Source organism: Pedobacter sp. GW822-FHT03F06, assembly GCF_058801365.1.
On sequence record NZ_JBXANE010000003.1, the window covers coordinates 322,468 to 334,950 of the forward strand.

At 39.6% G+C, this 12,483-nt stretch carries 14 protein-coding genes; 7 read left to right on the top strand and 7 right to left on the bottom strand.

Annotated features, from left to right (window positions below):
- Positions 1-560: 560 nt before the first annotated feature.
- The 3 genes from AC1RJ8_RS06780 to AC1RJ8_RS06790 are packed head-to-tail and all read left to right on the top strand — an operon-like array spanning position 561 to position 2,463.
- Positions 561-1,310, top strand: coding sequence for a PIN domain-containing protein (locus tag AC1RJ8_RS06780; RefSeq protein WP_492953031.1), 750 nt, complete (start codon positions 561-563; stop codon positions 1,308-1,310).
- Positions 1,311-1,357: 47 nt separating this feature from the next.
- Positions 1,358-1,681 (top strand): YegP family protein, encoded by a 324-nt coding sequence (locus tag AC1RJ8_RS06785; protein ID WP_492953030.1) that lies wholly within the window; start codon positions 1,358-1,360, stop codon positions 1,679-1,681.
- Between the two features lie 47 nt (positions 1,682-1,728).
- The gene (locus AC1RJ8_RS06790) at positions 1,729-2,463 is read left to right on the top strand and encodes a Cthe_2314 family HEPN domain-containing protein (RefSeq protein WP_492953029.1); all 735 of its coding nucleotides are present in this window, start codon (positions 1,729-1,731) and stop codon (positions 2,461-2,463) included.
- Positions 2,464-2,601: 138 nt separating this feature from the next.
- Here AC1RJ8_RS06790 and AC1RJ8_RS06795 read toward each other — a convergent pair whose 3' ends face one another.
- Entirely contained in the window at positions 2,602-2,832 is a 231-nt protein-coding gene (locus AC1RJ8_RS06795; RefSeq protein WP_492953028.1) for a hypothetical protein, read from the bottom strand.
- Positions 2,833-2,921: 89 nt separating this feature from the next.
- Between AC1RJ8_RS06795 and AC1RJ8_RS06800 the strand changes: the two genes are divergently transcribed.
- A complete protein-coding gene (locus tag AC1RJ8_RS06800; RefSeq protein WP_492953027.1) occupies positions 2,922-4,262 on the top strand; it encodes a putative sensor domain DACNV-containing protein in 1,341 nt (446 codons plus the stop codon).
- 422 nt (positions 4,263-4,684) lie between these two features.
- Here AC1RJ8_RS06800 and AC1RJ8_RS06805 read toward each other — a convergent pair whose 3' ends face one another.
- Positions 4,685-5,131, bottom strand: a complete 447-nt coding sequence (locus tag AC1RJ8_RS06805) for a hypothetical protein (protein ID WP_492953026.1) — start codon at positions 5,129-5,131, stop codon at positions 4,685-4,687.
- Positions 5,132-5,701: 570 nt separating this feature from the next.
- On the opposite strand from AC1RJ8_RS06805, the gene AC1RJ8_RS06810 reads away from it, so the two are divergent.
- Both AC1RJ8_RS06810 and AC1RJ8_RS06815 read left to right on the top strand, forming a co-directional pair.
- Positions 5,702-6,799: a lipid A-modifier LpxR family protein gene (locus AC1RJ8_RS06810; RefSeq protein ID WP_492953025.1), complete on the top strand. Its 1,098-nt coding sequence runs from the start codon at positions 5,702-5,704 to the stop codon at positions 6,797-6,799.
- 84 nt (positions 6,800-6,883) lie between these two features.
- Positions 6,884-7,186 carry a hypothetical protein gene (locus AC1RJ8_RS06815; protein ID WP_492953024.1) on the top strand — a complete coding sequence of 101 codons (303 nt, stop codon included), beginning with the start codon at positions 6,884-6,886 and terminating at the stop codon, positions 7,184-7,186.
- A gap of 226 nt (positions 7,187-7,412) precedes the next feature.
- Here AC1RJ8_RS06815 and AC1RJ8_RS06820 read toward each other — a convergent pair whose 3' ends face one another.
- Positions 7,413-7,655 (bottom strand): hypothetical protein, encoded by a 243-nt coding sequence (locus AC1RJ8_RS06820; RefSeq protein ID WP_492953023.1) that lies wholly within the window; start codon positions 7,653-7,655, stop codon positions 7,413-7,415.
- A gap of 367 nt (positions 7,656-8,022) precedes the next feature.
- Here AC1RJ8_RS06820 and AC1RJ8_RS06825 point away from each other — a divergent pair, with 367 nt between their 5' ends.
- Entirely contained in the window at positions 8,023-8,805 is a 783-nt protein-coding gene (locus tag AC1RJ8_RS06825) for a sce7726 family protein (RefSeq protein WP_492953022.1), read from the top strand.
- On the opposite strand, the gene AC1RJ8_RS06830 is transcribed toward AC1RJ8_RS06825, so the two are convergent.
- The 4 genes from AC1RJ8_RS06830 to AC1RJ8_RS06845 form a co-directional block, all read right to left on the bottom strand.
- The gene (locus AC1RJ8_RS06830) at positions 8,802-9,869 is read right to left on the bottom strand and encodes a beta family protein (RefSeq protein ID WP_492953021.1); all 1,068 of its coding nucleotides are present in this window, start codon (positions 9,867-9,869) and stop codon (positions 8,802-8,804) included. The two genes, AC1RJ8_RS06825 and AC1RJ8_RS06830, sit on opposite strands and share 4 nt — an antisense overlap.
- 1 nt (position 9,870) lies before the next feature.
- Positions 9,871-10,689, bottom strand: a complete 819-nt coding sequence (locus AC1RJ8_RS06835) for a hypothetical protein (protein WP_492953020.1) — start codon at positions 10,687-10,689, stop codon at positions 9,871-9,873.
- A gap of 95 nt (positions 10,690-10,784) precedes the next feature.
- A complete protein-coding gene (locus AC1RJ8_RS06840; RefSeq protein ID WP_492953019.1) occupies positions 10,785-12,017 on the bottom strand; it encodes a phosphorylase family protein in 1,233 nt (410 codons plus the stop codon).
- Entirely contained in the window at positions 12,018-12,482 is a 465-nt protein-coding gene (locus AC1RJ8_RS06845) for a response regulator (protein WP_492953018.1), read from the bottom strand.
- Between the last annotated feature and the right edge of the window lies 1 nt (position 12,483).

Below are 12,483 nucleotides of genomic sequence, written 5' to 3' on the forward strand. Positions count from 1 at the left end.
ATAAATTAACCCACAATAAATCTAAACAAATAACCATCTAATCCCCCCAAGCCCCGTTGAGAATTTATTGCAAACCTTATCCGTTCGTTGCATAACCAATTCTTAAAGTATTCTGTTTATTTCCTTTGTTTCCCCCTTTTCCCAAAAATCTTTTCAAAAAAAAAAAAAAATCCGGAAAAATGGGTGTAAAGAACGGAGAGCTGTAAGTCCCGGAGGCTGTTCTGGCTGCGCCAGTACATTATGCGCTCGCATAGAAAGGAGCGCCCGAAATTCATGACCTTTTTGCAACAGATAGAGCTACAAATCAATCATCCGACAAAAGCCATCGCAGATTATAAATTACCGACAAGGTTATCCTGTACAATTTCTCCTCGGCCTGTATCAAACAGAATATTTAACCCTAAAAAATAGCAGTAGTATCTTGTAATTTGACCTTAATCGCCGATGGCTATTTATCCAAATATATACCAAGGTCATGGATGCCTACCAATCATAACAGATAATCTATCCGATATCCTTATCTTTGGTGTGAACTGAAGATAAGATTTAAAGCTCTATCAATGAAAATCCTAATTGACACTAATATTTTCCTGGATTTTTACCGCTCCAACAGAACGCCGGTAAACGTTTTTGCTACGTTGTTAGAAAACATTGATAAAGTTATCCTCACCGACCAAATTATTCAAGAGTTTGATAGATCACGGGAAAAGGTAATAAAGGTTATGCAGCAGAATTTTCAATCTGAATCCTCCCTGGACAATTTTTCCAGTTCATACTTAAAGAATCTTGAGGTATTTAAGGAACTGATCGAATTACAAAAACAATATAGGACAAAACAAAAAGAAGTAATTCTTGCGATTGATCAGATACTAAAAGATCCCTCAGAGGATGAAATCGCAACTTATTTCAAGGAATTTGTAAACTTATCTCTTGAAAACGGAACTGTATACTATACCACCGAAGAAATCATTGTCAGGGCAGAAAAACGAAAAAAAGTTGGCAATCCACCAACATCTGACAAGTATTCCATCGGGGATGAAATTAACTGGGAAATCGTGTTAGAAAATGTGAAAGAAGATATCATTTTGGTGGGAAGAGATAACACATATACCAACAACCTTAGTTTACTCCAAAAGGACTTTCACAGGGCAACTGGTTTTATTATTTCGGATCTGACCGAAAGTATAACAGAGGCGCTACAAAAAGCAGGCGTCAATACCAATGAAGATACAGTAGAAGAGGAAACCAAATCCATTGAGGAAATCAGACACTACAATAAATACTGGAAGCGCAATATAGAAGAAGCGTAACCGACAATCATATATAGTTATTAAAACAACAATCAGTAAAAGCCGACATGAGTAAATTTGTAATAACAAGACGATCAAATGGGGAGTTTCAATTTAGGCTTCTTGCACCAAATGGCCAGACGATATTAGTCAGTGAAGGTTATTCTGCTTTAAGTAGTTGCGAAAATGGGATACATTCGGTGAAATCAAATTCGCAAAGCTATTCCCAATATGACCGAAAAACATCATCAAACGGCAAATATTATTTCAATTTAAAAGCTACTAATGGACAGATCATCGGTAGTAGCGAAATGTATGAATCAATGCAAGCTAGAGACAATGGAATAGAAAGCGTAAGAAATAATGCACCTGGGGCAAACATTGAATTATAAATATTAGATCAAATTCTGCATAATAAAAGAGATTTAATCATACAAAAATGGCGAACAAAACCATTATCATAAAAGCCTCAGACTATTGTTATCCCACCAGGGAAGAACTTCAGGCAGTCTACAAAACCAATCCCGATCTCTATCCCTTTGGCTATAAATCAGATCATCCAATCATATCACTTGCCTCAAGACAAAAAGGTATTATAGAAGTCTATCGAGATGATCATTTACATTATTGGGACGGTGTGCTTCTCAACAGAAACGGTGCACTTTCCCATACCTACCATAATGCCATAGTTCATTACACTCGTGGTTTTCCGGAAGATGAAAGCGTTTTTGACCATCAACACTACATTAACCGGATACAGTTCGACTATTATTCAGAAATATTCTATTACCATTTCTCAACGGTAAAAGATACTATCGGTCAGATACTGAATGTATATTACACCATGGGATTTGATGTGACGAAGGTATATTTCAAAGATGTCCTTGTAAAGGTCCCAAACAAAGCGGTTTCAAAGGCCATCAAGGATTTTAACATGCGGACCAAAGTGACCACCAACTTCCGCAACAGCTTTACGCACCGTACTCCCATCAATTATCCAGATTCCAGGAGCACCATCGAATTAAGCGCCAGCAAACTTACTTATGGATCGGCAAAACACAGTTTCGTTAAACCGTCGGTTATCAGGGATAATATGGAATTAACCTTTAAGGCACTCGCGACATTAATAAATGGACTTAAAATGTTGTTACCACAAACGATAGAAAAAGCCTAAAATTTTTAAAGGTTTAATATTTCAACTACATGTCATAGTGCTCCGCGCAATCGGGGCAACACTTTAACGCTTGAACCCTCATTTTGCTAATTCCTTCCCAGAACTTCGTATTGGTTAAAAAAAATGCGCACGAAAATCTTATTTTATTTGCTGCCCAATTTGGCGGAGAAGATCCGCAATCAATCCAGTCTCCGGATCCTTAAACTTAATGTACTGCGCATAAAGTTGCCCAGTGTAAGCTATAAGCTCCTCTTTATCTTTGAAACTGTAAGTTTTAGTGCCCGAACTCGCCGATATGAATGTAGTAGGCATAGGGATATCGACACCATTGGCCGTGGAAATTTGCAATGTTATTTTTATATCTTCCATATTAAAATTCTTGGTTGCAAGAATAGCTATTTTTCTTTATTTGCCAATACAAAACGTTATATTACTCATTCTTAGATTACGCTCATTCAATGCAAGCAAAAGACACTATCGAGAACCTAGCGGAATATATCCGTTCAGACCTAAAAAAATCTAGCAAATTTGAATACTTAATACCATCCAAAATTATTCTGATAACTCTTTTCGATACGTTATTTTTCGCAAGCATGAACTCTGAAGAGGGAGAACTAATCAAAGTTAGAATTGCTTTTTATGATCCTAAATCCTCAGAAAGCCTTAAAAGGAGTAACCAAATTGAGCGGTTCAACTTTATACCCTTTGAAAAACCTATCCCATACGGCATTAATGCGATTGTGAAACTTTCAAAATCCGCAGATCCTTGGAGTAGTTCCCTTGCTGTTTTTTATGACGAGGAAGATAACTTGATCATCCACGGTTTAATCGATCAAGCAGTGCATTCAGAGAGTTTTTTCAACAGAGAAACGAGTAGTAGACCTGATCAGGCTGGGTTTTTCCAAGTTTCCATCATTGGAATTGGCAGCCTTTCGGTCATTAAAGGTTACGAACTGATTGCTACATTCAAGCAAAATGTCTTAGTAACTGATTTTTTGGATGTATTAAGATTCGGACCAATATCTAAATTATTACGGAACAAGTCAGCAGCTTTCATTCCAGGCATTGATAAATTCATTCAATCAAATAATTTTAAGGTCGACATTGCAGATTATGAAAGTGATGCCGTAAATATCTGGCGTGATACCATTTCCAGAATACTGATTCACATCCGGAATTATCACCATGGCGGTGCATTTTTGATTACCCCAGAAACTAAGGGACTGAGAATAAACTATCCCATAGAATATAATCGGCTCTCCAGATCTATGTCCAGGATAATCAAATGGAAAATTGCGAGCGACATCGTAGAAGAAGAGATTAACGAGCTTGATGGCAAGAAGATAAGTTCAGGATTATTTGACGAATACCGTTTCGGCGTTGACAAAAAAAAATCCACAGAGAATGAACTGAAGGGATCTATTCGGTTTATTGCCTCGCACAGTTGTGTGGATGGTCTTATCCTGTTTGACAACAGCTTGAATGAAAAAGGCTATGGTGTGATAATTGAAGAAATTGATCCCCCAGAATATTATTACCAAGCCAATGACAATACAGGTTCGGAAGCAAAGTTAGAACCTAAGTTGAGCAAACAGTTTGGCACCAGACATCAGTCCATGATTTCATTCTGTAATACAAATCCTGACTCAATTGGATTCGTCATCTCACAGGATGGAGATATTCGGGTCTTTACAAAAGTTGGCGAAAAACTAATTATGTGGGAAAATATCAAAACGCAAAAATATTTTAGAACTCCAGTGCTCAGAAAGACACCTACTACCAAATTGAAAGCACTATAATCATGACATTGACAATGGGTAAAAAAGATAGATCGGCGAAAAAGTTGATCACTCGCATTTCAACTGGCCGATAATTCCAGCCGAGTGTCCGCAGGATGCGAGGCTTCCGGCCGTCCAGATGGACGGCCTTCCCAATTTCCCCAATCACCTTGAAGCAATCAGTTTCTGATAAAAATACTCCCAATAGGCATGCAACCTCTCGTCCAGCGCTGCAAACCTAGGATATTCATCCACCGAGTTCTAAAAACATCCGCTTCCTCGATAGTAGCCTCCAAGTCTCTGCCCCTGATAGACCTTCCTAAAAAATCTATTACAACAACCATAAATTCCTATTTACCCTTAATTGTAAAATCCCTAAACTTCTGATTTTTTTGGTTAAAAAAATCTAGCCGATATCCCTTATCCATTGCTATGCCCCGCCCTTACTCTCCAAAGCTTTCCAGCTTTACCTCATTTTCACCAAGCCAATATCTTGCACAATCCGAGAGTTCGCCCAACTGTTGGCCAAATGGCAAAAGCGCAGACCGTAAACGCTCCCGATCCTCCTCTACCCCTTCAAAAGAGGAACACATAAAATTGCCATAAACATAAAAGTTAGCATCATTGCAAACATCAAAACCGCACAAGCCGTCTATTTCATTTCTAGCCTGCTGCAGAATACCATCCATCACGATATAACAGGGATCAACGTCCGATACCTTCAGCCCACATTCATTACAAAACCGTTCTATCTGATCAAAAGCCCAAGCCCCATCAAATCCTGCATCAACCGCCTGTGAAACCGCTTCCTTAATATCCAAATAACCAAAAGGACAAAAAGCCTCCATAAAACTTACCATCTCATTTTCTAGGTTCGCCAAATTTTCCATAACCAAATTCTTAAAGTATCCTGTTTATTTCCTTTGTCTCCCCTTTTCCCAAAAAATTTTTTCAAAAGAAAAAACGGAAAAAAAGAAAGTCCGGAAAAACGGGTGCATAGAGAACGGAGAGCTACAAGTCCCGGAGGGTGTTCTGGCATAGCCAGAACATTATGCGCTCGCAGAGAAAGGAGCGCCCGAAATTCACGGCCTTTTTATCCGTTTCGATTGGAAAGGCCCAAATATTAGCCAACAGTCATGAATGTTAACTGATACAAGTTTTCATTTAATGAAACCTTATGGGCAACTGAGTAAAGCTGAAACATTTTTTGCATCTCTAAGAATGTATCAAAACACAATGTACTATGGAACCGCCCTAAAGAATAATTTCAATAATCTTACCTCGCTTTATTAATCATAAAAATGAATAGCTACTTATTCCATAATCACTCCAACCAAATACCTAGTAATGGGTATTTTAGATGTAAATGTAGATTTCTAAATTCGACTATCTAATCAGCCAAATAAAATATATTGCATTTGGTGACCGAGACCAATACTCAAATTAATCGCTCACACTCCATGAAAAAAACACTACTTATTCCTATTTTATTGCTGTTGCTTTCAGCCAGCGCACAATCACAAAATTTAATCGATTCAACCAAGAGTATAATGCTCTACACCGATGAAGATTTCAAACCGGTCCAGATTTTTGGAAAAGCTAACGATCAGAACTATACTATGGGATTTGGCCTGGGATTTAGTTCGCAATGGTTGCACAAAAGCTGGGTGCTTTTTCCAAATGAGATCATATCTTCCCTTTTTATCCGAAAAGAAAAAAAGCAGGACACCAACATTGTTCGGCTTTCGCCGTCCCTAACACTGAACGGAACGGCTTTTACACCGCTAGATCTAAGGCGAAGCGATCCCGTAATTGGAGACAGGCCATATGCATTTTTATTGGCACTTTCTACCAAGGAGTTATTTTTGAACATTAAAAAAAATAGCCTTATCACCACAGAATTTTCCTACGGATTAATAGGAACAAAGGTGGGGCAATGGGTACAGACCAAGATCCATCACATGATAAACGATACAGCAAATACCCCTATCCCTATGGGCTGGGACAACCAGATATCGAAAGGAGGCGAACCCACGTTCTTATACTCCTTTAAATATGAAAAATTATTGGACAAAATTAAACTTGCTGAAATAAGAAATCTCTTTGAGGTTAAATATGGTGTCGAGGCTATGATAGGATATTACACAGGTGTTGCTGGCAATCTAGGTATCCGTTTTGGTCTGCTTGACCCCGCTAACTGGTATAAAGGTACTTCTCATCTGAACAATCAACATGGAATACTGAAAGCTACCCCCAGATCGCATACTGAGGCTTACGTTTTCGCCAATGCAAGGCCCATGTATAAAATATACAATGAGCTACTGAACGGTGGATTTAAGACTTCTACTTACACGCTTTCTTTTGATGAAGTCCAGCAAGCCTCGGTGGAATGGAATTTTGGTATTGGGCTCGCATTTCCAGGGAAACGAAACAATGCTTTTGCAGTCAATTGGATGTTAAACGCAGGTAGAACCAGCGAACTGAACACCGCTTTCAGCAGGTCTCACCAATGGGGTACAATAAACTTAACCTACAACTTTGGTGGTAGCAGGCCTTAGATAAAGAAAGGGCTTCTCCATCTAGATTTCCAAATGATAATATTTTTATTGAAAAGTGTAAATTAACAAGATTAATCATCGGATATGGAAGAAATACTACTAAACGAGGCAGAAATTGCAATAATCAGAATCCTGAAAGATTTCAATGATGATGAATTTCATATCATTAAACATTCTGATTTAAAAGCCCTACTAATTAATGACTTTAATTATGCGGTTGAAAGACTTGAAGACATGTCTTACGCAGAAACAATGGGAGTGGGAATACAATCGTTTTACGCTGGAGGGGAAACTCCACAGAACAGCCTGCAATGGGGATTCAATATCAGGCTGATAGACCGATCTATACTAGAGAATTGTGACCCCATAAAGGAATTTTTATTTTAAAGTAAATTGACGAAACTGGTGGCCACATGATGGAGGCATGTGACATTTCAAGCGATTATAGGTTTTCTGGTGAGGCTATGCCTCGGGAATATATGGACCACCTGGCATGGGATTGTACTTTTGTGGATACCGAAAAATTAACATTGATTACTGGCGAGCATGATACAAAGAGGCAGTCTTTAAAAAGGACTGCCTCTTTGCTAACAGTTGTTTCTTTTAGAATCATCTAGTTTAACTTTCTACCGAATGTTAAACTAGGGAGTAAACCTATTCCCAAGATTTTTATGCGTGCGTTCCGTAATTCCGCAAAAATATTCTTTGGCTCATCTGGTGCCTGCGTAAGTGTAGAAGCAAATACAGATCTCATTTCCGACCACATTTCATCTGTAATAACCTTGGGCTTATCCATTTTTAAAAACTTAGCTGCCAGTGCTGCAATTCTTGGAGATGTTATTTCGTAATCTGCCATATTAATGATATGTAGCGGATTTTATGCTACAATACAAATATACCTATAACTTTCAAGCGATTCCGAAGGGGATTCCTGTTCCCGAAAACCGGCAAGATACATCTAACTCAATGCAGCTTTTTTTCAAGTTCTTCACACAACTTATAGAAGAACGACTGTACGCTACCTCCATGTCCTAGAGGAATGTTAACAATTATTAATTTTCAAAACCGGATGAAATGGGTATGGATAAGTGATATCATATGCACCCTTTGTTCAACAAAATTCTTACTGCTGCCCTTAATACTATTAAACAGAATCATCCTATTTTTTCGACGCAAAACTTCTCTTTGTAATTGCGATATGATTACCTTTGTACAACAACACCATGCCAAATTCATCAAACAAAATCACAGCGATATCGGCCAATAGCCTCGCAAGAAGCTACTCGCCACTACTTTATCCAAGGAAATTGCGTGAACTTTTGGAGGCGGTTGTTCCAGGCAGCAACTACTCGGCTTTCGATAAATACTCCCTTCACTTTGAGGTCAACAGACTTCTTTCCGGAAATTACAGAGGGGAGGAGCTGATCAAATACCAGATTGCCAAACGCTACCTGCTAAAGGATACAGTAGCAGCTTTTGAGATCAGGGTCGGAGAAAGCCGTGCGGATTTTGCAAGTATAAATGGCGTCAGCCGCTGTTATGAAATCAAGACTGCATTGGACAATCTCGACAAACTCGACAAACAGAGTTGGGACTACGCGAGTGTTTTTGAGTACAACACGATCATATTGGATGAAAAACATCTTTTACGCGCAGAACGGGATCTTCCTATGGGGTATGGAATCATGATCATCGGAAAGAACTCACTCAAACAGCACCGAAAGGCTTTAAAAAATGATAGAATTTGTTCGCTTTGCCAGCTTGAAATGCTCACGGCAAAGGAACTATCACTATTTTTCGGTGGAAAAAGGAATGACCTGGAAAGCATTTCCCTGAAAACCACACCTACAATGATCAATAAAAAGTTTAAACTGGCGCTAAAAAAACGCTACCAGGATAAATGGAATTTTGTCCGTAAACACCACGGTCAGATCCTACCTATCGACTTCCAGTTTTTCTTCAGCACACAGGAACAACCATCACTGCTATATCAAAAGAACTTCTAAATCGCTCCCTGTTCGATCAACGTTTTGATCGAATGAAGGTAGTGCATAATCGAAATCCATTTGTATTTGGCCTGGTTCTTTGCTGGTTCCTCATTCTGACTGATCCTCACCAAACGGTCATAACCTAGATTCCCGCTGACATATGGCGAACCCGTTTGAACCCACTGCTGCACATAACCGCTGGATAACACCGCAGGGATTATCGTCGTCTCAAATTCAGAAAGGTTTTTTGTTGGCCCACGGTAACCATAATACAAGTTGTCATCCGGATTGTAGAAAACCATCCCAGGACTGATGCCACCGCCGGCATTCAAATCATCACGTTTTACCCCCGCATAATCTCCAAAAGCATCAAAACCAAACTGCGGGAGCGAGAAAAGCTCCATCAGGCTGTTGTCTGCCAGGGAAATAACCTGTTCATGTTCAAGATCTACATTCTGGATGTCCGTATTGATGGCACTTCTCACCACCACCTGAAAATTGTCCGGAAAAATATCCCTTAAGTATTTGCGGTGTTTTTTCACGATCGGATTGGTTATACTTGTCTTTTCCAGATCGTAAACGATGATATCACTATCCCTTAACTGAAGCTGTTGAAGCTGCTCAAATGCAAGATCAAAACGTTCATTGTAGATCCGGAAAGCGAGCTGGGAAAAAATATCCGACAGCACATCGAACTGTCTAATCAATGTGTCCCTTTCCTCAGATATGGGTTCAAGGATCGATATTGTGGGGATCAATCTATCGGCCATTGCTGAAAACTGCGCATAAAATGCTATCCGCTCATCCAGCCTACTGATTGTCGAAAGGAAAAATGTCCTCACCTCTGAGCTGGTGCTCACCTTTGGAGCCAGGTAAATTGGCAGATCAATCAGTACTTTTTCAGCCCGAGTATTTGCAATGATATCCGAATAAATCTGAAAAGGACTTCGCTGGTTATCCTTACGGTCCTTATCCTTAATAATTTCAATCAAGGGTACCATACGGTCGCCAAAATCAAATTTCTGAAGCACATCGATCTCCTGCTGCCTTGCCCTGAGAACGGGAAAATATTTATAATCCATGTTAATTTATCTTTAAATCCCTAATCGCCAAAAGCTCCTCTTCTTCCCAGGTTTCTGCAAGTTCATAACTTTCCTGATTTTCGATATAGTCTTCGACAAATGCATCGAATTTATCGGCTGTCCATTTATACTTTGCGTACACCCGGTCGATGGCTATATTTTTATTCAATGCCGTTTTTATTTTTTTCTGGCACATCATCAGATAATCTTTTTTCCCGGCACTATCCTCAAAATTCTGGATATGAACATAGCCATTAATAAACCAAATACCATCCTCTTCAACAAGAATCCTGTCCAAAACCGATTCTTCATCCGCACTGAATTCCCCTAAGCTACGCATTTGCCCAATAAGCGAGTAAAACGAATCGGATATTATGACCCGCGGTTGCACGGCCTTCTCACTTTCCAGCCTGTAGGCATTTACCAAGGGTACCCCAGCTGCCATGTCGCGGCTGTCCAAAAACCAGCCTGCATCGATCCCGCCCCTGATAAAATACCCTTCTTTGATAAATTCATAGTTTAATAAATTTACCAGTTGGATAATCTCTAGGAAAAGTGTTGGCTGTTCGGTTTCCTCAACTACATAATCAATGGTGATACATATATTGTCACTGAACAGGTAATGGTTGCAGCTTTTTTCCTTGATCCATCTGACTGAGTCCTGGAATATCTGCAGTAACCTGTTTAGTGTTGGAGACTCATGATAAAGTTCATCTTCGGGGATACTGTTATCCATTGCCTCCTGCTCAAATTCGGGCAGCATGTTGCTAAAACCCAAAATGTCGATAAAAACTACAATCTGTTTGGTATATTTCGGCACAATCTACTATCTGTTACTATAAATATAATAAAAATCGATGAACTCGATATTACGGCTAGGCTTAATGCAAATAATATATTTTGTAGCAATAAGAATTACTCAACAAATTCAATGATAAATTCATACATCACTTTCGTACTGGTGTAGGCAGCATAAGTTTGATAAAGATCATTTTTTGCCAGGTTGGCGAAATCCGAAACAGATTTTAGTGCTACTGCAATGGGTTTTGGATTTCCACAGTTATACGCACTGTAATACAATCCATATGCCTCCATTTCCAATCCGAGCAACTTTCTGTCTTTCCCTTTCAATTCGCTGATTACGGCAGTGTTCTCGATTATACCTGCCACTGAACTTACCGACCCTATATGAACTGCAAGCTCAGTGTTGGGCACATCGTTCGGTTTCCATCCATCCTTGATCGATCTTAACAGATTCGAATTATTTTTAATCTGCACCATTCTCTGGGAAACATCTACATTCAGCCGCAGATGGTTTGCTGCCGGAAGGAAAACTGAATTTCCGTCTGCATCCTCGGAAATCTTGCCCGCTCCCCCATCCCAGCATTCATCTACAACAATAACATCTCCAAACCCGTGGGTATCGGATTTCTTTACGCTCGCAGCGATACCAGGCATAAAAATATATCTTGGCCGAAAATTATAGATCAACTTCATTGATAATACCGCACTAGCATTCATGCCCATCTGCGGTGCACAGGCTGCAACTACCCGGAACCGTTTATCATCCCTCTCAAATATAGTTTCAATAAAACTCGACGAATCGCCAGGAAAAACCAGCTCCTTCCATTCCTTTGATAGTGCCTTCACTGCTTGGAATTCCCTCTCAACGGCGGTGATGATGGCTATATCGAAGTTATATGACTGCTCGGTATTCGCTGCCGCCATCTTCGCCAGCAAGCGCTGCTGAACACCTTTTAGCAAGGCTTGCTGCCACTCAATATCAGATTCACTGTATTGTATAACTGATAATATATTCTCTTTAAAACCGCTGCTAGCCTTTTCCAAAATTTCCGCCTTTGCCGTAAGGCCTATGATATGGGAGGGAACTTTATAAATGTCCCTAGTCAGCACTTCTTCGAGCAGTTTCATTCCCCCATCCAGATCAACCGGATCCTGCTTTCTTTGCGGGATAGCAATATCCAAGATAAGCAGATCGTAAAAGTTAGCTTTAAGTCTTTTTTTAGCGCTCAAACAATCCACCTCATGATCTATAGCTTCGACATCAATCCCCTTGATTTCTTCCAATGTTTGTAGAATATTCCGCAACTTATCGGTTGTATCCTCAACTATTAATATTTTTAACATTTATATATTTTTTAAACCTGCTTCCTGTATTTTGGAAAGCAGAATTTCTTCCCAACTTGTATAACTTATCCGGTAAGGAACAGCTCCCAAATAGTTCTCAGGGTACTGTTCGGTTAACCTGGCATCCAGATCCGCTAAAGTTATTTCTTCCTCCCCCTTACCAAACAGATCAAACTGGGTAACAACGACCGCCTTGGTACTGATTTCCTTTCTTACCATCTCGGCCAAAAGCATTTCGCCACCAAAGGATTGGGAACGACCTCCGCTTTCCTTTGGTGGATTGATATCAAAAGTTGGCATGGTCATATCCAACAATATCAGATCAAAGCGCTCCGCTTTTAAAGCCTTCAGACCGCTTTGAAATGATCTTGCCTCAATTAGTTCACACTCCAGATGAAGTTGAACAAAATCAACGAGTAGTTTCCTTTTATCCTCGTCATCTTCTACTAATAAAATTTTCATCATG

Coding starts and splice junctions, on each gene's coding strand:
- AC1RJ8_RS06785 (WP_492953030.1), top strand. CDS start 1,358: ATGAGTAAATTTGTAATAACAAGACGATCAAATGGGGAGTTTCAATTT.
- AC1RJ8_RS06840 (WP_492953019.1), bottom strand. CDS start 12,017: ATGTTAAAAATATTAATAGTTGAGGATACAACCGATAAGTTGCGGAAT.
- AC1RJ8_RS06815 (WP_492953024.1), top strand. CDS start 6,884: ATGGAAGAAATACTACTAAACGAGGCAGAAATTGCAATAATCAGAATC.
- AC1RJ8_RS06795 (WP_492953028.1), bottom strand. CDS start 2,832: ATGGAAGATATAAAAATAACATTGCAAATTTCCACGGCCAATGGTGTC.
- AC1RJ8_RS06780 (WP_492953031.1), top strand. CDS start 561: ATGAAAATCCTAATTGACACTAATATTTTCCTGGATTTTTACCGCTCC.
- AC1RJ8_RS06845 (WP_492953018.1), bottom strand. CDS start 12,482: ATGATGAAAATTTTATTAGTAGAAGATGACGAGGATAAAAGGAAACTA.
- AC1RJ8_RS06805 (WP_492953026.1), bottom strand. CDS start 5,131: ATGGAAAATTTGGCGAACCTAGAAAATGAGATGGTAAGTTTTATGGAG.
- AC1RJ8_RS06820 (WP_492953023.1), bottom strand. CDS start 7,655: ATGGCAGATTACGAAATAACATCTCCAAGAATTGCAGCACTGGCAGCT.
- AC1RJ8_RS06810 (WP_492953025.1), top strand. CDS start 5,702: ATGAAAAAAACACTACTTATTCCTATTTTATTGCTGTTGCTTTCAGCC.
- AC1RJ8_RS06825 (WP_492953022.1), top strand. CDS start 8,023: ATGCCAAATTCATCAAACAAAATCACAGCGATATCGGCCAATAGCCTC.
- AC1RJ8_RS06830 (WP_492953021.1), bottom strand. CDS start 9,869: ATGGATTATAAATATTTTCCCGTTCTCAGGGCAAGGCAGCAGGAGATC.
- AC1RJ8_RS06790 (WP_492953029.1), top strand. CDS start 1,729: ATGGCGAACAAAACCATTATCATAAAAGCCTCAGACTATTGTTATCCC.
- AC1RJ8_RS06800 (WP_492953027.1), top strand. CDS start 2,922: ATGCAAGCAAAAGACACTATCGAGAACCTAGCGGAATATATCCGTTCA.